General features: G+C 60.4%; 23 protein-coding genes. 11 read left to right on the plus strand and 12 right to left on the minus strand.

Annotated features, from left to right (window positions below):
- Positions 1-4: 4 nt before the first annotated feature.
- Both cysS and NRB16_RS24880 read right to left on the minus strand, forming a co-directional pair.
- Positions 5-1387, minus strand: coding sequence for a cysteine--tRNA ligase (gene cysS, locus NRB16_RS24875; protein ID WP_257107183.1), 1383 nt, complete (start codon positions 1385-1387; stop codon positions 5-7).
- A gap of 54 nt (positions 1388-1441) precedes the next feature.
- A complete protein-coding gene (locus tag NRB16_RS24880) occupies positions 1442-3136 on the minus strand; it encodes a glutamine--tRNA ligase/YqeY domain fusion protein (protein WP_045489726.1) in 1695 nt (564 codons plus the stop codon).
- A gap of 229 nt (positions 3137-3365) precedes the next feature.
- On the opposite strand from NRB16_RS24880, the gene NRB16_RS24885 reads away from it, so the two are divergent.
- Both NRB16_RS24885 and NRB16_RS24890 read left to right on the plus strand, forming a co-directional pair.
- The gene (locus tag NRB16_RS24885; RefSeq protein WP_045489724.1) at positions 3366-3869 is read left to right on the plus strand and encodes a peptidylprolyl isomerase; all 504 of its coding nucleotides are present in this window, start codon (positions 3366-3368) and stop codon (positions 3867-3869) included.
- On the plus strand, positions 3866-4612 hold the full coding sequence (locus tag NRB16_RS24890; protein WP_257107184.1) for a UDP-2,3-diacylglucosamine diphosphatase: 747 nt from the start codon (positions 3866-3868) through the stop codon (positions 4610-4612). Before NRB16_RS24885 ends, NRB16_RS24890 begins: the two co-directional genes overlap by 4 nt.
- A gap of 5 nt (positions 4613-4617) precedes the next feature.
- Here NRB16_RS24890 and fahA read toward each other — a convergent pair whose 3' ends face one another.
- The 3 genes from fahA to hppD are packed head-to-tail and all read right to left on the minus strand — an operon-like array spanning position 4618 to position 8316.
- Positions 4618-5904 (minus strand): fumarylacetoacetase, encoded by a 1287-nt coding sequence (gene fahA / locus NRB16_RS24895; RefSeq protein ID WP_257107185.1) that lies wholly within the window; start codon positions 5902-5904, stop codon positions 4618-4620.
- Complete coding sequence (gene hmgA / locus NRB16_RS24900) at positions 5897-7174, minus strand: homogentisate 1,2-dioxygenase (RefSeq protein ID WP_257107186.1); 1278 nt, start codon at positions 7172-7174, stop codon at positions 5897-5899. The genes fahA and hmgA overlap by 8 nt, the downstream gene beginning before the upstream one ends.
- 53 nt (positions 7175-7227) lie before the next feature.
- Positions 7228-8316 (minus strand): 4-hydroxyphenylpyruvate dioxygenase, encoded by a 1089-nt coding sequence (gene hppD, locus NRB16_RS24905; RefSeq protein ID WP_257107187.1) that lies wholly within the window; start codon positions 8314-8316, stop codon positions 7228-7230.
- A 259-nt stretch (positions 8317-8575) separates the two neighbouring features.
- Here hppD and NRB16_RS24910 point away from each other — a divergent pair, with 259 nt between their 5' ends.
- Together NRB16_RS24910 and NRB16_RS24915 are read left to right on the plus strand one after the other, a co-directional pair.
- Entirely contained in the window at positions 8576-8983 is a 408-nt protein-coding gene (locus NRB16_RS24910) for a heme-binding protein (protein WP_045489716.1), read from the plus strand.
- A gap of 77 nt (positions 8984-9060) precedes the next feature.
- Positions 9061-10707, plus strand: coding sequence for a malate synthase G (locus NRB16_RS24915; protein ID WP_257107188.1), 1647 nt, complete (start codon positions 9061-9063; stop codon positions 10705-10707).
- Positions 10708-10730: 23 nt separating this feature from the next.
- Here NRB16_RS24915 and NRB16_RS24920 read toward each other — a convergent pair whose 3' ends face one another.
- A complete protein-coding gene (locus NRB16_RS24920) occupies positions 10731-11750 on the minus strand; it encodes a LacI family DNA-binding transcriptional regulator (RefSeq protein WP_253140165.1) in 1020 nt (339 codons plus the stop codon).
- 264 nt (positions 11751-12014) lie between these two features.
- Here NRB16_RS24920 and NRB16_RS24925 point away from each other — a divergent pair, with 264 nt between their 5' ends.
- The 6 genes from NRB16_RS24925 to NRB16_RS24950 all read left to right on the plus strand — a co-directional run bounded on the left by NRB16_RS24925 (position 12015) and on the right by NRB16_RS24950 (position 16367).
- Entirely contained in the window at positions 12015-12506 is a 492-nt protein-coding gene (locus tag NRB16_RS24925; protein WP_257107199.1) for a gluconokinase, read from the plus strand.
- Positions 12507-12601: 95 nt separating this feature from the next.
- Positions 12602-13954, plus strand: a complete 1353-nt coding sequence (locus NRB16_RS24930; protein WP_253117312.1) for a GntP family permease — start codon at positions 12602-12604, stop codon at positions 13952-13954.
- A 547-nt stretch (positions 13955-14501) separates the two neighbouring features.
- Complete coding sequence (csrA, locus tag NRB16_RS24935; RefSeq protein WP_045489705.1) at positions 14502-14690, plus strand: carbon storage regulator CsrA; 189 nt, start codon at positions 14502-14504, stop codon at positions 14688-14690.
- A gap of 272 nt (positions 14691-14962) precedes the next feature.
- Positions 14963-15403 (plus strand): hypothetical protein, encoded by a 441-nt coding sequence (locus NRB16_RS24940; protein WP_253140164.1) that lies wholly within the window; start codon positions 14963-14965, stop codon positions 15401-15403.
- Between the two features lie 2 nt (positions 15404-15405).
- A complete protein-coding gene (locus tag NRB16_RS24945) occupies positions 15406-15816 on the plus strand; it encodes a phage holin family protein (RefSeq protein ID WP_253117314.1) in 411 nt (136 codons plus the stop codon).
- On the plus strand, positions 15813-16367 hold the full coding sequence (locus tag NRB16_RS24950; RefSeq protein ID WP_257107189.1) for a DUF3618 domain-containing protein: 555 nt from the start codon (positions 15813-15815) through the stop codon (positions 16365-16367). The genes NRB16_RS24945 and NRB16_RS24950 overlap by 4 nt, the downstream gene beginning before the upstream one ends.
- 41 nt (positions 16368-16408) lie before the next feature.
- Here the strand turns inward: NRB16_RS24950 and NRB16_RS24955 are convergent, their stop codons facing one another.
- The 4 genes from NRB16_RS24955 to NRB16_RS24970 form a co-directional block, all read right to left on the minus strand.
- Entirely contained in the window at positions 16409-16651 is a 243-nt protein-coding gene (locus tag NRB16_RS24955) for a DUF465 domain-containing protein (RefSeq protein ID WP_045489700.1), read from the minus strand.
- Positions 16652-16755: 104 nt separating this feature from the next.
- The gene (locus NRB16_RS24960; protein WP_257107190.1) at positions 16756-18180 is read right to left on the minus strand and encodes a lysine N(6)-hydroxylase/L-ornithine N(5)-oxygenase family protein; all 1425 of its coding nucleotides are present in this window, start codon (positions 18178-18180) and stop codon (positions 16756-16758) included.
- A gap of 499 nt (positions 18181-18679) precedes the next feature.
- Positions 18680-18946 (minus strand): DUF1652 domain-containing protein, encoded by a 267-nt coding sequence (locus NRB16_RS24965; RefSeq protein WP_045489696.1) that lies wholly within the window; start codon positions 18944-18946, stop codon positions 18680-18682.
- A 337-nt stretch (positions 18947-19283) separates the two neighbouring features.
- Positions 19284-19763: a GNAT family N-acetyltransferase gene (locus tag NRB16_RS24970; protein ID WP_045489693.1), complete on the minus strand. Its 480-nt coding sequence runs from the start codon at positions 19761-19763 to the stop codon at positions 19284-19286.
- A 454-nt stretch (positions 19764-20217) separates the two neighbouring features.
- Here NRB16_RS24970 and NRB16_RS24975 point away from each other — a divergent pair, with 454 nt between their 5' ends.
- Entirely contained in the window at positions 20218-21153 is a 936-nt protein-coding gene (locus NRB16_RS24975; protein WP_045489691.1) for an alpha/beta hydrolase, read from the plus strand.
- Between the two features lies 1 nt (position 21154).
- On the opposite strand, the gene NRB16_RS24980 is transcribed toward NRB16_RS24975, so the two are convergent.
- Both NRB16_RS24980 and NRB16_RS24985 read right to left on the minus strand, forming a co-directional pair.
- Positions 21155-21364 (minus strand): helix-turn-helix transcriptional regulator, encoded by a 210-nt coding sequence (locus NRB16_RS24980; RefSeq protein WP_045489688.1) that lies wholly within the window; start codon positions 21362-21364, stop codon positions 21155-21157.
- Positions 21361-21732: a hypothetical protein gene (locus tag NRB16_RS24985; RefSeq protein WP_045489685.1), complete on the minus strand. Its 372-nt coding sequence runs from the start codon at positions 21730-21732 to the stop codon at positions 21361-21363. Before NRB16_RS24985 ends, NRB16_RS24980 begins: the two co-directional genes overlap by 4 nt.
- Positions 21733-21751 lie beyond the last annotated feature (19 nt).

The raw sequence follows: 21751 nt of genomic DNA on the forward strand, positions 1-21751 counted from the left end.
CCCCTCAGCCAGCCAGACGCCAGGTCGTGCCGCCCTTGCCATCTTCCAGAATCACCCCCATGGCGGTGATCTGGTCGCGGATACGGTCGGATTCAGCCCAGTCCTTGTTGGCCCGAGCCTCCAGACGCGCCTGGATCAAGGCCTCTACCTCAGCGGCATCCACCTTGCCTTCGGCACCGGCACGCAGGAACTCGTCAGCTTCGAGTTGCAGCACGCCCAGCACGCTGGCCAGTTGCTTGAGCCGCGCCGCAAGGCCAGCGGCGGTGGCTGGATCGCTGTCACGCAGGCGGTTGATCTCGCGAACCATCTCGAACAGCACCGCGCAGGCTTCCGGCGTGCCGAAATCGTCATCCATGGCCGCCTTGAAGCGCTCGACAAACGCCTCACCACCTGCCGGTTCAACCGCCGGCAGGCCTTTGAGGGCATGATAGAAACGCTCCAGCGCGCCCTTGGACTCACGCAGGCTGTCTTCGGAGTAGTTGATCGCGCTGCGGTAATGACTCGACACCAACAGGTAGCGCACCACTTCCGGGTGATATTTGTCCAGCACATCACGAATGGTGAAGAAGTTGTTCAACGACTTGGACATCTTCTCGCCATTGATACGGATCATCCCGCAATGCAGCCAGGCATTGGCATAGGTCTGGCCGGTGGCCGCCTCGCTCTGGGCGATCTCGTTCTCGTGGTGCGGAAATTCCAGGTCGCTGCCGCCACCGTGAATATCAAAGGTGTCACCCAGGCAGCAGGTGGACATCACCGAACACTCGATATGCCAGCCCGGACGCCCGGCGCCCCACGGCGAGTCCCAACTGGGCTCGCCCGGTTTGGCGCCTTTCCACAGAACGAAGTCCAGCGGATCCTGCTTGGATTCGTCGACCTCGATCCGCGCACCGATGCGCAGGTCTTCGATTTTCTTGCGCGACAGCTTGCCATACCCCTGGAACTTGCCGACCCGGTAGTAAACGTCACCGTTGCCCGGTGCGTAGGCGTAGCCCTTGTCGATCAGGGTCTGGATCATGGCATGCATGCCCGGAATATGATCGGTGGCACGCGGCTCCATGTCCGGCTTGAGGATGTTCAGCCGCGCCTCGTCCTCATGCATGGCGGCGATCATGCGCTCGGTCAGCGCGTCGAACGACTCGCCGTTTTCCCTGGCCCTGTTGATGATCTTGTCGTCGATATCAGTGATGTTGCGCACATAGGTCAGGTCATAACCACTGAAACGCAACCAGCGGGTCACCAGATCAAAGGCAACCATGCTGCGCCCATGGCCCAGATGACAGTAGTCGTACACGGTCATGCCGCAGACATACATACGTACCTGATTGCCATTGAGTGGCTTGAAGACTTCTTTGCTCTTGGTGAGCGTGTTGTAGATGGAAAGCACGTTGTTCCTACCCTTGTTGTTCCTGAAAGCCTGCGGGCCGAAGCCCGAACGCTTTTAGCTCCAGGAGTCCCGCAAAGTAACGGTACGATTGAATACCGGCCGGCCAGGTTTCGAGTCCTTGATGTCAGCGCAGAAGTAACCTTCGCGCTCGAACTGGAAACGGTCCTCAGGCTGCGCTTGCGCCAGCGAAGGCTCGGCCCGACAACCGGTCAGCACTTGCAGGGAGTCAGGGTTGATGTTGTCCAGGAAGCTCGCGCCCTCCTCGGCTTTTTCAGGCGACGGCGAGCGGAACAGGCGATCGTACAGACGCACTTCACATTCAACGCTCTCGGCGGCCGGCACCCAGTGGATCACGCCCTTGACCTTGCGGCCCTCAGGGTTCTTGCCCAGCGTGTCGGGATCAAACGAGCAACGCAGCTCGACGATATTGCCGTCGGCATCCTTGATTGCTTCGTCGGCACGAATCACATAGCTGCCACGCAGACGCACTTCGCCATTAGGCTCCAGACGCTTATAGCCCTTTGGCGGTTCTTCCATGTAGTCGTCGCGGTCGATGTACAGCTCGCGGGAGAACGGCAGCTCGCGCACGCCAAGGTCTTCTTTAGGGTGGCGCGGCAGTTCCAGCTTCTCGACCTGACCTTCTGGGTAATTGGTAATCACCACCTTGAGCGGACGCAGCACGCACATGGCCCGCGGTGCATTGCGGTCCAGGTCATCGCGAATGCTGAATTCGAGCATGGCAAAGTCGACCACGCCGTCAGAGCGGTTGGTGCCGATCATTTCGCAGAAGTTGCGGATCGACGCCGGGGTATAGCCACGCCGGCGGAAACCCGACAAGGTCGACATGCGCGGATCGTCCCAGCCATTGACGTGCTGCTCGTCGACCAGTTGCTTGAGCTTGCGCTTGCTGGTCACCGTGTAGCTCAGGTTCAGACGCGAGAATTCGTACTGGCGCGGCTTGCACGGCACCGACAGGTTGTCGAGGAACCAGTCGTAAAGCGGCCGATGGCTTTCGAACTCCAGGGTGCAGATCGAGTGGGTGATGCCTTCGATCGCATCGGACTGACCGTGGGTGAAGTCGTAGATCGGGTAGATGCACCACTTGTCACCGGTCTGGTGGTGATGGGCATGCCGAATGCGGTACAGGATCGGGTCGCGCAGGTTCATGTTCGGCGAAGCCATGTCGATTTTGGCGCGCAGTACACGGGCGCCGTCTTCGAACTCACCGGCTTTCATGCGGGCGAACAGGTCGAGGTTTTCCTCGACGCTGCGCTCACGGAACGGGCTGTTCTTGCCAGGCTCAGTCAGGGTGCCACGGTACTCGCGAGCCTGCTCGGGGGTCAGGTCGTCGACATAGGCCTTGCCGGCCTTGATCAGCTCTACCGCCCAGTCATGCAACTGGTCGAAATACTGCGAGGCGTAACGCACCTCGCCCGCCCAGTCGAAGCCCAGCCATTTGACATCGCTCATGATGGCGTCGATGTATTCCTGGTCTTCCTTGGCCGGGTTGGTGTCGTCGAAGCGCAGGTGGGTGCTGCCACCGAACTCGTTGGCCAGACCAAAGTTCACACAGATGGACTTGGCGTGGCCGATGTGCAGGTAGCCGTTGGGCTCTGGCGGAAAGCGCGTCACGATCTGGCTGTGCTTGCCCGAATCCAGGTCGGCCTGCAGGATCGGGCGCAGGAAATTGGTTGGGACGACAGGGGCTGCCTTGGTATTGGCTGCGGATTCGGGAGTGGGCTTGCTCATAGGATCCTTGAACTTCTAGCGCGCGACCAGGATGGGCCGGCAAATCAAAGCGCCTATCATAGCCGATGCTGTCAAGTCCCTGACAACAGACTGTGCGAAAACTGCCGGTTGCCACCCCAGGTTGCCCTGGCAAATGCAGAAAAAAGCCCTGAAAGATGTATCGCGCACGGTAAACTGCGCGTCAGGGTGTTTTTGCACCTATCAATGGATGCCAAGAGAGCGAGTTTTTATGTCCAAGGTAAAGCTGACCACCAACCACGGTGACATCGTGCTGCAACTCAACGCTGAAAAGGCGCCGCTGACCGTCGCCAACTTCATCGAGTACGTCAACGCCGGCCATTACAGCAACCTGATCTTCCACCGCGTGATCGGCAATTTCATGATCCAGGGTGGTGGCTTCGAGCCGGGCATGAAAGAAAAGAAAGACAAGCGCCCAAGCATCCAGAACGAAGCCAACAACGGCCTGCCGAACAAGAAGTACAGCATCGCCATGGCCCGCACCATGGACCCGCATTCGGCGTCGGCACAGTTTTTCATCAACGTCGCGGACAACAGCTTCCTGAACCACACCGCACCGACCACCCAGGGTTGGGGCTATGCCGTGTTCGGTGAAGTGACCGAAGGCCAGGACGTGGTCGACAAGATCAAAGCCGTCGCCACCACCAGCAAGGCCGGTCACCAGGATGTGCCTGTAGAAGACGTGATCATTGAAAAAGCAGAGATCATTGAGTGATTCTGCTGATCTCCGATCTGCATCTTGAAGAGGAGCGTCCGGACATCAGCCGGGCGTTTCTGGATCTGCTGGCCGGGCCTGCCCGCCAGGCCCAGGCGCTGTATATCCTCGGGGATTTCTTCGAAGTCTGGATTGGCGACGATGCCATGTCGCCGTTCCAGCTTTCGATCTGCCAGGCATTGCGTGCACTCAGCGACAGCGGCACGCGAGTATTTCTGATGCACGGCAACCGGGACTTTATGGTGGGCCGCAAATTCTGCAAGGCCGCCGGCTGCACCCTGCTGCGCGAACCCAGCCTGGTGGTCATGAACGACGAGCCAGTGCTGCTGATGCACGGCGACAGCCTGTGCACCCGGGACGTGGGCTACCAGAAGATGCGCCGGTTGTTACGCAACCCGCTGAGCCGGTTCATCCTGCGCAACCTGCCACTGGCCACCCGCCACAAACTGGCGCGCAAGCTGCGCAACCAGAGCCAGGCCAAAACCCGCATGAAAGCCAATGACATCGTCGACGTCACCCCTGACGAAATCCCACGCATCATGCAGGCGTTCGGCGTGCGCACCCTGATCCATGGCCACACTCACCGTCCTGCCATTCATAAGTTGCAGATCGGCGAGCACACCGCACAGCGCATCGTGCTGGGCGACTGGGATCGCCAGGGCTGGATGCTGCAGGTCGACGAACAGGGCTTTACCCTCAAGACCCTGCCGCTCGTTGCTGAACCCACCTTGCTGCTGAACTGAGCCGCTCAGTCCAGCACCCGGCCGCGACACTCGCCAAAGCCGATTGACACCTGCCCTTCGGCACGGCAACGGGCACGCAGAATCACCTCATCGCCGCATTCAAGAAAGCTGCGCTGCTCGCCATTGTCCAGCACCAGCGGCTGGCGGCCACCGCCGGTGATTTCCAGCAGGCTGCCATACTGCCCCGGCTGCGGCCCCGATAACGTCCCCGTGCCGAACAGGTCGCCAGGCTGCAGCTTACAACCGTTGACGCTGTGATGGGCAACCATCTGTGCCGCGCTCCAGTACATGAACAACGTGTTGCTCACTGCCAGTGACTGCGGCGGCTGACCCGCGCTGCGCATGCGCTCGGTGAGCAGTAGCACCTGCAGTTCGATATCCAATGCCCCGTTTTGTTGATCGGCGCTGTCGAACAGGTAAGGCAATGGCTGCGGATCACCGGCCGGGCGTGTTGGCTGGGCGCAGCGAAACGGCGCCAGCGCCTCGGGGCTGACCACCCAAGGCGACAGGCTGGTGGCGAAGCTCTTGGACAGAAACGGTCCCAGCGGCTGGTATTCCCAGGCCTGAATATCGCGCGCCGACCAGTCGTTGAGCAGACAGAAACCGGCAATGTGGGCCGGCGCGGCCGCAATGCCAATGGATTGCCCCGGAGCGTTGCCCGGACCGATCCAGATGCCCGCTTCCAGCTCGAAGTCCAGGCGCTGCGACGGCGCGAGAGTCGGCGGCTGCGATGGATCCGGGCGAATCTGTCCCTGCGGCCTGTGCACCGGGGTGCCGGACACACACAGGGTCGAAGCCCGACCGTGGTAGGCAATGGGCAAATACTTGTAGTTGGCCAGCAGCGGCTGGTCGGGACGAAACAGCTTGCCCACATTGTGCGCGTGATGAATACCGACGTAAAAATCGGTGTAATCGCCTACCCGTGCAGGTAAATGCATCTGGCACTCATCGCTGCGCAACAGCAATGGCTCAAGCGCCTCTCGCTGCTGACTGGAGACATCAAGCAAGGCCAGTAACGCGGCGCGCAAGGCCTGGCGTGCGGTGCTGCCCAGGGCAAAGTAGTCATTGAGGCAATCCGTACTGGCGGCCTCGGCGGCCTGCCTGGCCAGGCCCTGAAACACACCTGCCTGCAGCGCTCCCTGCAGATCCAGAATGCGCTCACCGATCGCCACACCACCACGCTTGCGCCCATCATCATGACTGAAGATGCCCAACGGCAGATTCTGCAAAGGGAAATCCGCATGTCCGTTGGCCGATGCCAGCCAACTGCGGCGCTGACGTTCATCACTCATCGTCAGAACTCCTGAACAATCGGCGCATGCCATCCCAGCAATGATCGTAGTCACGCTGCAACTGTGCGCAATCGAGCGCATGGCGGGTCGGGCGCAATACCTGGCCGGTCTCGAACATGAACGCCAGGGTGCCTGCGATCTTATGCGGTGCAAGCTCTGCAGCCATGGCGGCCTGCGCTGTGGCGTTGTCCGGCCCGTGGGCACTCATGCAGTTGTGCAGCGACGCCCCGCCAGGCAGGAAGCCTGCGGCCTTGGCATCGTAGACACCCTCGATCAAGCCCATGAACTCGTTCATCAGGTTGCGGTGGAACCACGGTGGGCGAAAGGTGTTTTGCGCCACCATCCAGCGCGGCGGAAAAATTACCAGGTCCACATTGGCCTGACCAGCCACTGCACCGGGCGAGGTCAACACGGTAAAGATCGATGGGTCCGGGTGATCGAAGCTCACCGTCCCCAGCGTGTTGAAGTGACGCAGGTCATAAAGGTACGGCACGTTATTGCCATGCCACCCCACCACATCGAACGGCGAGTGATTCAGCGTGGTACTCCACAGCTCGCCAAGGAACTTCTGCACCAGCTCAACCGGCTCCTGGCTGTCCTGAAACGCGGCACAAGGCGCAAGGAAGTCCCTGGCATTGGCCAGGCCATTGCTGCCGATCGGCCCCAGATCGGGCAGGCGCAGCAGGCTGCCGTGATTTTCACAGACATAGCCCCTGACTTCGCGGTCGAGCAGTTCGACACTGAACCTCAGACCGCGAGGCAGCACCACGATTTGCTGCGGCGCCACCTCCAGCACCCCAAGCTCTGTGACGATACGCAATCGGCCCAGTTGCGGCACGATCAACAACTCACCGTCGGCATTGAAAAATACCCGTTTCATTGACCGGTTGGCGGCATACACATAGATGCTCACGCCGTCGGCCTGCTCAGCGGCGGCGGTGCGTGCCAGACCGATGAGTCCATCGAGAAAATCCGTGTCCTGGGCAGGCACCAAAAACGGGTTCCAGCGCATGCGGTTGGGGTTCAGCGGCCCCGGCTGCATGCCGCATAACTGCTGCGCCAAGCGCTGGAAAGGCGGATGCGCTGCCGACGGCATGATCCGGTACAACCAGGTACGTCGTGACTCACTGCGCGGCACTGTGAATGCAGTGCCGGACAGTTGCTCTGTGTACAACCCCAAGGGGTGCCGCTGTGGCGAGTTCTGCCCCACCGGCACGGCACCGGGGATTGCCTCGCTGGTGAAATGATTACCGAAGCCTGACTGATACATGCGGGTTTCCTTAGCCTGAGGCAAGTCAATGGCGGGCAAGCGCGCATGCGTTATCAGCCATCAGCCGGTGCCTGGGTCAGCACGCCACGGCGGATCTGATCACGTTCGATGGACTCGAACAGCGCCTTGAAATTGCCTTCACCGAAGCCCTCATCCCCCTTGCGCTGGATAAACTCGAAAAACACCGGCCCTAACAGCGTCCCGGAAAATATCTGCAGCAGCAGGCGCCGCTGGCCGCCCTCGTTGCTGCCGTCGAGCAAAATGCCCCGCGCCTTGAGCTCGGCGACAGGCTCACCATGGTCCGGCAAGCGCTCCGGGAGCATCTCGTAATAGGTCTCGGGGGGCGCGGTCATGAATGGCAGCCCCAGTGCTTTGAGAGCATCCCAGGTGGCAATCAGGTCGTCCGTGCAGAACGCCACGTGCTGGATACCCTCGCCGTTGAACTGCATGAGGAACTCTTCGATCTGCCCTGCGCCTCTGGACGACTCCTCGTTGAGCGGAATACGGATCAGCCCGTCCGGCGCGGTCATCGCACGGGAGGTCAGGCCGGTGTATTCACCCTTGATGTCGAAGTAACGGATCTCACGAAAGTTGAACAGTTTCTCGTAGAACCCGGCCCAGTAGGCCATACGTCCGCGATAAACGTTGTGAGTCAGGTGATCGATGAATTTCAGGCCAGCGCCCGGCGGGTGACGATCGACGCCATCGATGAAATTGAAATCGATATCGTAGATGGACGTACCTTCGCCGAAACGGTCGATCAGGTACAACGGCGCACCACCGATGCCCTTGATCGCCGGTAGCCGCAGCTCCATCGGCCCGACCGGAATCTCCAGCGGCTGCGCACCGAGTTCCAGTGCACGCTGGTAGGCCAGATGCGAGTCCTTGACCCGAAAGGCCATGCCGCAGACCGAGGGGCCATGCTCGGCCGCAAAATAAGACGCCAGGCTGTGCGGCTCGTTATTGAGGATCAGGTTGATATCACCCTGACGATACAGGGCCACCGCCTTGGAGCGGTGCACGGCCACCCTGGTAAAGCCGAGCATCTGCAGCACCGGCTCAAGCACACCCGCCACCGGCGCGGCCAGCTCGATGAACTCAAACCCCATCAACCCCATCGGGTTGTCGTATAGATCAGCCATGGTATGGCTCCTTGCAGGAAACTGAAAATGGCGGCAATCGCGATCAGTTCACGCAGGCGGCGCGCAGGGAATGCCACGCACACTGCGCGCAAGAAAATCCCCGATGAGTAACTGCAAGGCTGAGGTGTTCATGCATTGAGCCTAGCCCGGCTTGTCAGCCCATGCATGAAAAATCTGTCGTCAGCCGCTATCCTGCCAGACCCGAGGGGCGCTTGCTGAGCGTTGCCGGGACGCCTCCCCCATCCGCCAAGGACCTCGCATGAAAATAAAAGCCGTTCTGACCCAGGCTGAAGTCAGCCAGATTCTCGCCGCCGCCCGTCAGGAAGCCCTGCACAACGAATGGGCCGTGTCGATTGCCATTGTCGATGACGGCGGCCACCTGCTGGCCTTCGAGCGCCTGGACAATGCCAGCCCGAGCAGCAGCTACATCAGCACCGAGAAAGCCCGCACCTCGGCGCTGGGCCGGCGCGAATCCAAAAGCTATGAAGAGGTGGTCAACGGTGGCCGTACGGCGTTTCTCAGCGCGCCACTGCTGACCTCCCTGGAAGGCGGCGTACCTGTCATCGTCGATGGCCAGGTGATCGGCGCTGTCGGCGTCTCCGGGGTTCGTTCCGATCAGGATGCGCAAATCGCCAAAGCCGGGATTGCCGCCCTCAACGCCGATTGACCTGAAGCGCACCGCAGCCGGGCCGTGGCGGAACCGCCTTCAGGATTGCAGTTCACTGACAATCTCAAGGAACCGCCATGACGGACTACCTTCGCTGTAATCGTCTGAGAGTCACCGCCGCGCTGCACCAGTTCATCGAACAACAGGTGCTGCCCGGCACACTGATCGACCGCGAGACGTTCTGGGAAGGCCTGGACGACCTGCTCCAGGACCTGGCCCCGCTGCACCGCGACCTGCTGGCCGAGCGCGAGCGCGTGCAACTGGCGCTCAGCGAATGGCACAAGGCCCATTGCCCCCCTGAGCCGGGCGCCTGGCGCAGTTTTCTGGAGCAACTGGGCTACCCGCAAGCCTGCTCCCAACCGGTGCGGATCAGTACCGCCAGTGTCGACATGGAAATCAGCGATCAGTCCGGTCCTCAGTTGCTGGCCGCCGGTCACGATGCGCAAGCGGTCGTGAATGCGGCCAGTGCCCGGTGGGGTTCGCTATACGACGCACTGTATTACAGCGATGCGGTTGCCCAGCAGCAAGGTTATGAACTCGACGCTCAGTACAATCCGCAACGCGGCGCCAAAGTGGTGGTGCAAGTGCGCGAGTGGTTTGATCAGGTCATTCCCCTGAGCAGTGGCAGCCACGTCAATGCCCGGCACTATCGGGTGCGTCATGGTCAGTTGAGCGTCACCCTGGCCAATGGCGAGGAAACCGGCCTGCAACGCCCGGAGCAGTTTCTCGGCCATCAAGGCCAGGCGTTGCAACCCAATGCCTTGCTGTTCGGCCATCACCGGCTGCATGTAGATGTCCGTATCGACCCGCAAAGCCGCGCCGGTGGCTGTGATGTGGCCGGGATCAGCGACGTGCTGCTTGAAGCAGCACTGACCGCCTGGATCGACATCAGCACACCGCTGCGCACCCGCGAGCTGGACGGCTACGCAAACTGGCTGAGCCTGATGAAAGGCCAGGCGCTGCAGCCAGACCAGACCTGGCAAGGCGCGGCTGGCGGTGAATTGAAACTGCCCGGCCGCGCCTTGTCGCTGTTGCATATCAACGGCCTGGCCAGACACAGCCCGGCACTGCTCGATGCCCACGGCCAGCCAGTTGCACAGCTGATTCTCGACGCGGTACTGGGTAGCCTGATTGCCCTGCATGACCTGCAGCGGCGTGGCAACTCGCGCAGCGGCAGCATCTATCTCAGCGTGCCCGGCCTTGAGGGCGTGCAGGAAGTGGCATTCGTCGACCTGCTGTTCGGGCGGATCGAAACCCTGCTCGGGCTGGCAGCGCAAACGCTCAAGCTGGGCCTGACCGACGAACACTGGCGCACCAGCCTCAATCTGGAAGCCTGTATCCATGCCGCTGCGGCCCGCACTGCCCTGCTGCACAGCGGCGCGGTTGATTGGCGAAACGCCCTCGCGACCACACCCTGGCAGCGCCTGGCCGAGCGACGCACCGTGCCGGTAGCCCTGGCCTGCGGCCTGCGTGGCCGGGCACAGATCAGCAAAGGGCTATGGAACCAGCCAGAACACATGGCGGCGCTGCTCGAAGCAGGTATTGAGCCGCTGCAGCAGGGCGCCAGCGGCATGCTGGTGTGCACGCCCATCGCTGCCACGCTGCATGCCCTGCACCATCACCAGGTCGACGTGGCTGAGGTGCAGCGGGCTATTGAGCAGGACAACCTGCAGCAGCACTGTGCGAGCCTGCTGGATGAGTGCTGCAGTCAGCCGATAGCGTGACTGATGGCGTCAGCCAAGGGCGCTCAGGAACTCTCGCGCACCACCAGCTCGAAGCCCAGATCCAGCTGTTGCGACTCAGGCAACTGATCGTCGAGCAACGCCAGCAGCATCTGCGCCGCATGCTGGCCTACTGCGGCGCGCGGCGTGCGGATCGAGGTCAGACGCGGAACCATGTGGGCAGAGCCTGGCAGGTCGTTGAAACCTACCAGCGCCACCTGCTCGGGAATCTTGATACCCAGGCGCAGGGCCTCCAGCGCCGCGCCCTGGGCCAGGTCGTCATTGCAGAAGAACACCCCATCGACATCCGGGTGCTCTACCAGCAGCCTGGCGAACAGCTCGCAGCCCAGGCCGATGGATGAAGGTAACGGCGACATTACATGCAGTTGCGGGTCGTCCAGGCCCGCCTCGACCAGCACCTGACGAAACCCGGCGCCGCGCTGCAATACACGAGGGTCAAGCTGCGCGGCAATGTAGGCCAGCCGTTTGCGGCCGCGACCAAGCAAGTGTTTGGCCGCACCGGCCCCGGCCTGATGTTGGGAAAAGCCGACGCAATGGGTCTGCTCGGTGATATCCAGCTCCATCATGTGCACGCACGGGATCTCGCTGTCGGCCAGTAACTGACGGACCGACGGGGTGTGATCCAGCCCGGTCAACAGCAAACCACGCGGCCGGTTGATCAGGTGGTTACGCAGCAATGTCTCTTCTTCTTTGGGGTCGTAATGGTAGTTGCCGATCACCACTTCCAGACCACGCGGGCGCAGCACATTCTGAATCGCCTCCAGAGGTTCGATGAACAACTGGTTGGACAGCGACGGCACCAGCACCACCACCGTCGGGCTGCTGGATGACGCCAGGGCACGAGCTGCCGGGTTGGCCACATAACCCAGGCGCTGGGCAGCGGCGCGGACCTTCTCGACCAGCTCGGGAGCCACCGTCGCCACGCCACGCAAGGCCCTGGATGCGGTAATGGGAGAGACGCCAGCCAGTTTCGCTACTTCATTGAGCGTCGGCCGGCCGGTGGAGCGGGAACCAATACGTGCCATGTGTTGCCAACTGAATAGAAGGGGTTGCCAGAGGAATGAGACGGCACTAAGGTAGCGCTGTCCCATCATCCGTGGCAATGCCTGAACTGCCCGCGGAGCACCCGAGCATGGTGACTGAGCACTCCAGAATAATGACAAGAGCTGAAACAGCGCAGCAGCCGGTAGGCCTATCGAGCAAAGACAGCGCTGTCTCAGAGCGACGAGGCTAAAAGCAAGGTGGCTAACGTGACAACAGCAACAACCAAGATTTCTGCCCTCGTGGTGATGGGCGTTTCCGGCTGCGGCAAGAGTGAGGTCGGTCAGTGCATCGCCCTGCACACCAGAGGTCAACTGATCGAAGGCGACGCCTTCCACCCCCAAGCCAACATCGACAAGATGAGCGCCGGCATTCCCCTTGATGACGAAGACCGCGCCGGCTGGCTGACCCGCCTGGGCCAGGAGCTGGCTGAGGCCGTGGCACGCGGCGAGCGACCGATTCTTGCCTGCTCGGCGCTCAAGCGCAGCTACCGCGACCGCCTGCGCCAGGCAGTACCCGGGCTAGGCTTCGTGTTCCTGCAATTGTCGAAGGAAACCGCGCGGCAACGCTGCGCCCATCGCCGCGGGCATTTCATGCCGGCCAGCCTGGTCGACAGCCAGTTCAACACCCTTGAAGTCCCTCACGATGAGCCACGCACCCTGATCGTCGACGCCACGCAAAGCATCGAGCAGTTGGGCCGCCAGGCCGCCGACTGGTGGGACGCTTCACGTGGGGAATAAAACCATACCCGCTAAAGATAGCGCTGTCTTAGAAGAACTCCGCCCTCGGCGGCCGCTCCATACAACAATGAAAAAATGACAACTGGAGAACACTCATGTTCGGAATGACCCACGAGACCTATCTGTTGGTCGACGCCCTGGTCACCATCGTCGGCCTGATTCTGCTGATCACACAGTTTAAGGTTCACCCGTTCATCGCGTTGACCGTGGCTGCCGGTTTTCTCGGCCTGACCTCGGGCATGCCGGTGGAAAAAGTAATGAAGGCATTCCAGGACGGCTTCGGTGGCGTACTGGGCTTTGTCGGTATCATCCTTGGCCTGGGCACCATGCTCGGCAAGCTGATGGCCGACTCCGGCGGTGCCGATCAGATAGCCCAGACACTGATCCGCACCTTCGGTAAACAGAAGGTCCACTGGGCGATGATGTTCTCCGCCTTTCTGGTGGGCATCCCGCTGTTCTTTGAAATCGGCTTCGTGTTGCTGATTCCGCTGGTCTATATCGTGGCCCGGCGCACCGGCATCTCGATTATCCGCATCGGCATCCCGTTGCTGGCCGGCCTGTCGGCGGTCCATGGCCTGGTTCCGCCGCACCCGGGTCCGTTGCTGGCCATCGGCATTTTCGGCGCCGACATCGGCAAAACCATTTTCTACGGCCTGCTGATTGCCCTGCCTACCGCCGTTATTGCCGGCCCGATCTACGGCATGTGGATCTCGCGATACATCCCCGGCAGCCCATCGGCAGAACTGATGGCGCAAATCGGCAAGGAGTCCAGCGCGCAGAACCTGCCAGGTTTCGGCATCACTCTGGTAACCATCCTGCTGCCAGTGTTCCTGATGCTGCTCAAGACCTTTGCCGACGTAGTGCTGCCGGAGACCAACATCTTCCGTATCTGGATGGACTTCATCGGCCATCCGATCAGCGCCCTGCTCGCCGCCCTGCTGCTGGCGTTCTACACCTTTGGTGCGGCGCGCGGTTTTGACCGCAGCCAAATCATGAAAATGCTCGATCAGAGCCTGACACCGGTCGCGGCCATCGTGCTTATCGTCGGTGCCGGCGGCGGCTTCAAGCAGATGCTGGTGGCCAGCGGCGTGGGTGATGTAATCGGTCACATGGCCGTGCAGGCGCAGCTCAACCCGATTCTGCTGGCCTGGCTGGTCGCGGCGGTGATCCGCATTGCCACCGGTTCCGCCACCGTGGCAACCATTACCGGCGCGGGCATCGTGGCGCCGGTGGTCGGGCTGATCCCGGGCGTCAACCGCGAACTGCTGGTGCTGGCCACCGGCGCCGGCTCGCTGATTCTCTCCCACGTCAACGACGCCGGTTTCTGGCTGGTCAAGCAGTACTTCAATATGACCGTCAGCGAAACATTCAAGACCTGGACCGTGATGGAAACCATTCTTTCGGTGGTCGGCCTTATCTTTATCCTGCTACTTGCTACTGTGGTATGACCCTTCCGGGTTCGCCGTAGGAAAACGGCGAACACTGCCTGCGACATTTCAACGCATTGTCTAGTACCCCCCTCAGCCTGTATAGGCTGAGGGTGCTTCTTGTGCACCCAAAAAAAGCGCTGCTGTGCTTTTACGAATCAATGTCCTACAGCCTCTTTCCTACTTTCCATTTGAAATATCAGAATCTTCAGGCAAATTTTCAGGAGAACGCCTACGCTACAACTCGGTAAAGGACTACAAATCAGGATTAGCCATCCTGCAAGGCAACTAATGCGTGGTCTACGGGTCAATCAGGATCCAATCTGGTCTTTTTCAATCTTTTGCCAGTAAATACGGGCATTTGCAGGACAAAACGGGCAGAATTGGCAGGCTCGTCACCGCGCTGATGCAAATCAAGGTGACAAGAAAATGAACCGAGGGAATTAAATTCACCGCTGCAACGTCATATTGATGGACGCATTTGGATGCACTCGGCAACAATCACCACGCAAAGGCACATGCCAGCCTCTTGAGAGAGGCGTCAAAAGAGGCCATCAAGGAAAAGATTATGTTGATACTGACCCGCAAAGTAGGCGAAAGCATAAACATCGGTGACGACATCACCGTCACCATTCTTGGTGTTCAAGGGCTGCAAGTGCGCCTGGGCATCAACGCCCCCAAGAATGTCTCCGTGCATCGCGAAGAAATCTACAAGCGCATCCAGGCAGAACTGGCGCCGAACCAGAACTCCCAATAATTATTGCTGCCACCCTCGATTCGAACGGCTTTTTCACGACGCAAGAAGCTGTGCACGGCGCCCCAGGGACACCCTTGGCGGTGCCGTTTTCGTTTGTGGCCGGTGTTTAACGCAGCATGGCCGAGCGCAGGCCGTTTTCGTCAAAAACCCGTAAATGCCCACTGGTCATCCAGCTGGAACATGCCATGAGCAGCGTCAGTCCATCACACATGCCTGCCCCGAAGTGAGCAGTGAGCCGGGCATTTTATCCGTCAACTCAACGGTGAATGACCATGGCAACTCCCTACGAAAACCTGGCGGGCGGTGCTGCTCGCACATCTGATTCGCCCCTGCACGACCCTCTCGATACCCTGCAAGACGACAGTTTGCGCAACTCTCCAGGCACCGACAGCCACACCCAAAGCCTGGCGCACTATGTCGAAGAACTGGCGCAAGGCATCAGTCAGTTGGCCGATAACCTGCGTCATCAAAATGCCGATGAAGCTCTGCAACAGGCTGGCAGCATGGCCCGTGATAACCCGGCGCTGTTCCTGCTTGGCAGCTTGGCGCTGGGCTTCGGCCTGTCGCGAGTCCTCAAGGACCAGAGCCCGGAGCAGCAGCCGCCCTTCGACCCGCTGCCAACCGGTGCGACCGACAACACGCTGTTCCCCCATGACCCGCTTGAGCCGAACGGCCAGCTTCGCGATGGCGGCGAAGGTCCGCAAGGAGCATGACGATGACTGACACCCCACAAGCACCCGGTCCTGACAACGACACCTCGATCCTTGGCCTGGTCGGCCAGTTGGTGCATGAAGTGCCGGTACTGATAAGCAAGGAAATCGCACTGGCCAAGGCCGAGTTCCGTGAATCGTTAAATACGGCCCAGGCCGGCGGTAAGGAGATTGCCGGCGGCATCATGCTGATGCTCGCAGGCCTGGTGATCCTGCTGCTGGGCGTGGTCCAGATCCTGGCCTGGTGGCTCGCGTCCTGGCTGGCAGCGCTATTGGTCGGGATCGCGGCAATGGCCGGCGGCATGATGATGCTCAAGGCCGGCAACCGTCAGCTCAAACTGACCAGCCTGACCCCGGAGCGCACGGTCGAGGCGTTTAACAAAGACAAAGATGTTATCCAGAGGAAAGCATCATGAGCACAAACAACAGCACCGGCAGCCCTGAGCAGCTCCAGCGCGAAGTCGATGAACAACGCTCCAGCATCGATCAGATTGTCGAAGCGCTGGAAAAGAAAATGTCACCCGGCCAGTGGATTGACCAGACCCTCGCCTACGCCCGGGAAAACGGCGGCGAACTTGCTGGCAATCTGGGTCAGAACATCAAGCAAAATCCCCTGCCCGCCGTGTTGCTGTCGGTCAGCATCGCCTGGCTGATGCTCGGCCAGCGCAGTACCGCAGACCGTTCGTCAGCCAGCACGGTGGGTAACGGTGTGGACAGCCTGAAAGACAAACTCCAGGCCGGCGCTTCGAACCTCAAAGACAAGGCCAGCCAGTTGGGTGACCTGAATCTGCGTCAGCAGGGGCAGCGGTTGCAATCGGGGATGACTGACTTACTGCACCAGCAACCCCTGGCCCTGGCCGGCGTCGCAATCGCCCTGGGCGCCGCGATTGGCCAAAACCTGCCGCCCGGCGAGCGGCAATGGGCGCGCCAGCTTCCTGCCTCACCGGCGCGCGGCGCGGCACTCTGAACCGCCTCGCGGCCCTGCTCGCCAGGCAGGGCCGCCGGCTCTCAGCCATGCAGTTCAAGGCGCTGGACGATCCGGTCCTTGATCAGCAGTCGATGCTCCTTGAGTTTTTTCAGTTGGTCATCGCCAATCCCGCCGGCGATGCCCTTCTCGGCATCCACGACCTGCAGGTCGGCATGCCGGTAGTCGTCGAGGAGCTGCTGTAAGCGCTCATCGGCCTTGCCACGTGCCAGCACCGCTTCTTTATCCAGATTCAGGTCCGCGAATAAATCATGTTTGACTGGCATGAACAGGCCTCCTCGGTAGAAAACTGAAAGCCTAATAGTAGCCAATCGCTGGAAAAAGCCTGCACAACCCGATCAGGTCCGCACCTGAAACAGCCAGCAGCCTCTCAGACTTTCCCGGACAGCCCCGGTAATAGCAGGTGCATGCGCTCATCGAGGGTCTGCACCAACGACGGTCGTGCCGGCTCCGGCTTGCGGGCCAGGCGCTGCACACGTGCCAGCACCGCTTCGAGCACGGCGCTGCTGGCGGTGTGGTGGAACTGCCAGACACCGTAGATACGCCCTTCAAACGCCTGCTCGCTGCCCAGTTGAGGGTCTGGCGCCAGACCGGCACCGATGCCGAACAGATAGATGCCGTCCAGCCGACGTCCGTCCTGATCCTGTGGGCAGCCTTGAGCGTTGGCGTCCAGCCCGCCATTGGCCTGACGCAATTGAATCGACGTGTTGTCGGAATGATACAGCTGCGGCAATACCGGCTGATAACCGGTGCACTGGATCACCGCACCAGACTCGCCCAGTGCCTGAGCCGCCAGCTCCAGATCAGCCGGTGCGCCACCTTGCAACTGGGCACGCCGGACGGTCACGCCGGTTTTGCCGACCCGGCCGTTGTGCAGCACTTCACGACCGATTTGCTGGGCCCGGTAACGTAACCCGCCGGAGCGATTGATACGCCCCGAGACCGGGCAGACATCACGTTGCGCATCGAAGTCATAACCTTGCGCGTGGGCCTGTTCGGCGCATTCATAGAACAACCGCACAGGGTTGCGGTGAATCAGGGTCAGTTCCTGCAGACCGGCAAACTCCAGCGCATCGGCAAGGTTTTCCAGAACCGAAAACGCACTGTGCGAACCGCCGATCACACTGATGCGTCGCCCGGCAGCCAGCACCGGCACCAACCGCTCGCGAATCTGCACCGCGTTCATGCGCAACAGCACATCTGACCCCAGCACGTCGGCTGCCGCAGGCAGGCTCAAGCCATGCGCAGCCAGGCCCGCACACAGATGCTGCGGCGTTTGCCGGCCGCCCAGATTGAGCACCAGTGCACGGCAGCGGATACGCCGTTCAAAACCGGCGGTTTCAACCAGCAGGTGGACCTCGCCAGGCTGCCAGGTGACGGCGGTAATAGCGGTGCTGTGCCATATCCTGACCCCGAAATGCTTGACGATATGCTCAAGCACCAGCCGGTGGGCCTCGGCCATCAGTTCGCCGACCTCAGCCAACGGCGGCGCGCTGTCAGCCTGACGGCGGATCCGCCAATAGGCCGGCGAGTATTCCAGTGGCTCGAAAATGCTCGCCAGGCGGGGATCGCGCAGGCAATCAATGAAAACATCGCCGACCGAATTGGCGGTAATCCGGTACTGCCCCAGGCTGCCGACACCGGGGCGGTCACTGGCGTCGACGACAATCAGACCGTCGCGACACAACTGTGGCAGCACTCCGGTCTTCAACGCATTGAATAAAAAGCCCATGCCCGCCAACCCGGCGCCGCCCACGACGCAGGCACACTCAGTGTCTAAATGATCTTCGAACATAATGGCTTCCTTGTCTGACCTGTTACAAGTTGTCTGCATACAGGTCGGTGGAGAAATTAAAGACAGACGCCATCCCGCCACAACGGCCTGACCGGACCGGGAGATAGTTGCGGACTTTCCGATATGAAACTCGATTCAAACAAAAACGCCGGCCACGCTACCGCCGACCTGTTGAATGCAGGGCAATAAAACACCGAGAGGGAGAGAAGCAAGCCGCCGCCAGTTAAATGGCGAGCTGGGCGAATAATTTCAAACAACGTAAAAAGAGTCAAATAAACCGCAGCGGATGCAAGATTGAATCAGGCAGGATCCAGTGATTGACTGGTTGGAGAAAATCGTAAGATCGGGTCCATTGGGCGCTGTTCAGGACCAGACCACGAAAAAAGGTCGATAAGTAGTATTTACTAATCACCCGGCAAGCACGGCGCAGAGAACCGACGCCGTAAACCTGACGGTCGACGCACACAGGCGTCGACCGAAGCACAGCCGTAACGGTTACTCAGGCCATGCGCGAGTAGAGTTGGGGCTGGGCGACACTGTGCAATTCGTCGCGCAGTTCAGCCACCAGGTTGCTGATCTCACGACTGGTATTCAACCGGCCCAGGGAAATGCCGGTGACGAACAGATTGACCTGGCCGGTACTGGGTTCAGTGATCTGTACGGTCATCGACTGATCCTGCGCAATGGTGCAGGTGCAGTTCAAAGGCAGAAAAGCGCCTTCCACGATACTTCTCAGCTCAAGAGTAGACAGTCCACAAGCGATCATTAGCCATCTCCTTATTTGCAAGCACAACAGGTTTAACCCTGCACACTTACGCTTATTGTCCAATCAAAAGTTATAATCAGAAAATATTCTGACTTTAAGGATTACCGCCAAACCAGCGGCGATCTTCAACCCTTATACGCGCCGCCCGAAAGTGGAGCAATCAACATCCGACTAACGAGCCAGCATTATGCTACTTATCCGACAGTGGGTCATTGAAAAATCGTTTCACCGTTTTATTGAACAACGGTTCGAATACACCTTGTTAAACAATGAACCTGAGTTGTTAAAAACTATCAAGCAGGCGGTCTTTAAGACCGCCATCCAACACACGGCCTCATCACTCCGGCCGCAACAACCTTAAATGAATCAACGCCACCGAAGCGCCCTGCTTGTCGCGGCGCTCTTCAATCGCAAAAGGACGCAGCCCCAGACGGGAGTAAAACAGCAGGCCGGTGACGTTGTGGTTGAAGCACGAAGCGGTCATTTCCTTGGCCTCGTGTTTATCGAACGCAATTTCAGCCATGCAGCCGATCAGATAACGGCCCACGCCTTTACTGCGTGCGCGGGCAGCGATGATGACATTGCCCAACGTGCAGCGACCGCGAAAATCACAGCGCACAAAGTTGGCGTAGCCCACCACTTCACCGTTGTTCTCGATCACCGTCGGGTCTGAACGCTGCTCAAGCGATTCGTGCAATTGCGCCGCGGTCAGCGGCCAGCTCGCCCGGGGGAACATGTAGAACAGTTCGTCGGCATTCTGTGGCAAGGCGCAGACGGCGGCGACGTCTTTCTCTTCCAGAGCACGGTAAAGCAGCATGGGCAATAACCTCTTGAAGAAACTGGAGGGTGCACCATAGCGCATTGTGCCAACGGTCGGGTGCGCAGTTGCATTGTGCCTTATCACTGAGCAGCTTTATGGCCGCTCGAAATCACTGCCCGCTTAGCATGCGCCGAACGCTCAACCGGCCTGAGTGAGCGTGCCAGGCCTTTCACAACCCCGTCGGGTGGCAATCAGCCAAGCCCGCGTGCGGACCACTTTCGCTCTGCCTGCGCACCTGTCAGTACAGCACCCTCTGGCCACCTGCGCGCATCTGTCTGTCGGCTAACCGGTCGATAACAAGACCGGGAGCTGCCACCTGCACCGCCCATTGATTGCCGGGCAGCGGGGCGTACCGGGCGATGAGCAATATTCTGTAACCGATCTTTCCTGCACTATCGTGCAATGCCACCCTATAAACGGCATCTATGTCATTTTGGTTACGGGATTCAACATGCCTTCAGATTTGCCTGCCCGTCGCGGACTTCGTCGCCTGACCTGGGTGTTGATGACCCTGATCATCATCGGCCTGCCCGTAGGTTGCACCTTGCTCGAACGCAAAGAGCGCGAACTGGTGTTTCGTATCGAACCGGGCACCGCCAGTTGGTACGGCGGCCTGCCAGCCGGGGTTCAGGAACTGGAACTCAAGGCCCCCGACTTCGGTCCTGCACAAAACATTCACGCCTGGTGGTGGCCCGCGCCGCGCAAGGATGCCCCGGCTGTGCTTTATCTGCATGGCTCACGCTGGAACCTGACCGGTCAGTTGTTCCGTATCGAGCAACTGCGTGCCTTGGGCTTCTCGGTATTGGCCATCGACTACCGCGGTTTCGGCCAGAGCAAAGGCGAGCTGCCATCGGAGAAAAGCGTATATGAAGACGCACGCATTGCCTGGCAGCGGCTCAAACTGCTGCAACCGGACCCTGACCGCCGCCTGATCTACGGCCACTCGCTCGGTGGCGCGGTGGCCGTGGACCTGGCCGCAGAACTGGGCCAGGAAGATCTGCCACAAGCTCGGGCACTGGTCATCGAGTCGACCTTCACCAACCTTGCCGACGTCGCTACCGCGATCGCCAGCAGCTATACCTCACTGCCGGTGCGCTGGCTGCTGTCGCAGAAGTTCGACTCGCAAGACAAGATCGCTGACATCCACATGCCGGTGCTGATCGTCCACGGCACGGACGACCGCTACGTGCCGCCGCGCTTCAGTGAGCAACTCTATGCCGCCGCCGTAGAGCCGAAAAAACTCTTGCTGGTGCCCGGCGGCAGCCACAACAACAGCATGCGCCTGGGCCGTCAGGCCTACAGCGAAGCCCTCCAGGCGCTGCTGCGCACCCCCACACCACGGACCCAGGCCACCCAGCCGGCCAGCCGCCCTGGGCAGGCGGGTTAGCTCAGTTGGTCGGCACAGCGTCCTGATCCTGGAAAATCGCCTCGATGGGCAGGCCAAATACCCGCGATATCTGGAACGCCAGGGGCAGGCTGGGGTCGTAGCGGCCATTCTCGATGGCGTTGACGGTCTGCCGCGATACGCCCAGGCGGCTGGCCAGATCCTCCTGAGACCAGCGCCGCTCGGCGCGCAGCACCTTGAGCCGATTGTTCACCGGTAGCGCCGCGAAGCGATCAACAGGCCCAGCATCCACATCGCCGCCATCAGTGGCCAGACCACAAACAGTGACAGCTTTGGCAGGCCGACGTTTTCCAGAAAACCGTAGCTGAAGGTCAGTAATGCGCTGGCCGCAAAAGCAAAACCCAGTGCCTCGAACTGAATGCGCAGTTGCAGCTCATCCATCCGCCGCAGTTGCCGGACCACTGCCCAACACACCAACAGGCAAGGCAATACCGGTGCGACACTGATGGCGATGCGGGTCGCAGCGCCCAGGCCATCGACGGTCAACATCAGCAGAGAAATCAGCAAAACCAGCATATAGCAGCCCATGGCCAGGCCAAACTCGCGCAAGTAGGGACTCATGAAAAAACCTCGTCAATGT

Source organism: Pseudomonas sp. LJDD11 (assembly GCF_024584215.1).
Classification (GTDB): Bacteria; Pseudomonadota; Gammaproteobacteria; order Pseudomonadales; family Pseudomonadaceae; genus Aquipseudomonas.

What these genes read in the sequence shown, in the direction of transcription:
- NRB16_RS24950 (WP_257107189.1), top strand. Translation starts at nt 15,813, where the DNA reads ATGAGCACAAACAACAGCACCGGCAGCCCTGAGCAGCTCCAGCGCGAA.
- NRB16_RS24930 (WP_253117312.1), top strand. Translation starts at nt 12,602, where the DNA reads ATGTTCGGAATGACCCACGAGACCTATCTGTTGGTCGACGCCCTGGTC.
- csrA (WP_045489705.1), top strand. Translation starts at nt 14,502, where the DNA reads ATGTTGATACTGACCCGCAAAGTAGGCGAAAGCATAAACATCGGTGAC.
- hmgA (WP_257107186.1), bottom strand. Translation starts at nt 7,174, where the DNA reads ATGTATCAGTCAGGCTTCGGTAATCATTTCACCAGCGAGGCAATCCCC.
- NRB16_RS24885 (WP_045489724.1), top strand. Translation starts at nt 3,366, where the DNA reads ATGTCCAAGGTAAAGCTGACCACCAACCACGGTGACATCGTGCTGCAA.
- NRB16_RS24960 (WP_257107190.1), bottom strand. Translation starts at nt 18,180, where the DNA reads ATGTTCGAAGATCATTTAGACACTGAGTGTGCCTGCGTCGTGGGCGGC.
- NRB16_RS24920 (WP_253140165.1), bottom strand. Translation starts at nt 11,750, where the DNA reads ATGGCACGTATTGGTTCCCGCTCCACCGGCCGGCCGACGCTCAATGAA.
- NRB16_RS24955 (WP_045489700.1), bottom strand. Translation starts at nt 16,651, where the DNA reads ATGCCAGTCAAACATGATTTATTCGCGGACCTGAATCTGGATAAAGAA.
- NRB16_RS24985 (WP_045489685.1), bottom strand. Translation starts at nt 21,732, where the DNA reads ATGAGTCCCTACTTGCGCGAGTTTGGCCTGGCCATGGGCTGCTATATG.
- hppD (WP_257107187.1), bottom strand. Translation starts at nt 8,316, where the DNA reads ATGGCTGATCTATACGACAACCCGATGGGGTTGATGGGGTTTGAGTTC.
- NRB16_RS24975 (WP_045489691.1), top strand. Translation starts at nt 20,218, where the DNA reads ATGCCTTCAGATTTGCCTGCCCGTCGCGGACTTCGTCGCCTGACCTGG.
- NRB16_RS24940 (WP_253140164.1), top strand. Translation starts at nt 14,963, where the DNA reads ATGGCAACTCCCTACGAAAACCTGGCGGGCGGTGCTGCTCGCACATCT.
- NRB16_RS24970 (WP_045489693.1), bottom strand. Translation starts at nt 19,763, where the DNA reads ATGCTGCTTTACCGTGCTCTGGAAGAGAAAGACGTCGCCGCCGTCTGC.
- NRB16_RS24910 (WP_045489716.1), top strand. Translation starts at nt 8,576, where the DNA reads ATGAAAATAAAAGCCGTTCTGACCCAGGCTGAAGTCAGCCAGATTCTC.
- NRB16_RS24945 (WP_253117314.1), top strand. Translation starts at nt 15,406, where the DNA reads ATGACTGACACCCCACAAGCACCCGGTCCTGACAACGACACCTCGATC.
- NRB16_RS24925 (WP_257107199.1), top strand. Translation starts at nt 12,015, where the DNA reads ATGGGCGTTTCCGGCTGCGGCAAGAGTGAGGTCGGTCAGTGCATCGCC.
- NRB16_RS24880 (WP_045489726.1), bottom strand. Translation starts at nt 3,136, where the DNA reads ATGAGCAAGCCCACTCCCGAATCCGCAGCCAATACCAAGGCAGCCCCT.
- NRB16_RS24915 (WP_257107188.1), top strand. Translation starts at nt 9,061, where the DNA reads ATGACGGACTACCTTCGCTGTAATCGTCTGAGAGTCACCGCCGCGCTG.
- NRB16_RS24965 (WP_045489696.1), bottom strand. Translation starts at nt 18,946, where the DNA reads ATGATCGCTTGTGGACTGTCTACTCTTGAGCTGAGAAGTATCGTGGAA.
- fahA (WP_257107185.1), bottom strand. Translation starts at nt 5,904, where the DNA reads ATGAGTGATGAACGTCAGCGCCGCAGTTGGCTGGCATCGGCCAACGGA.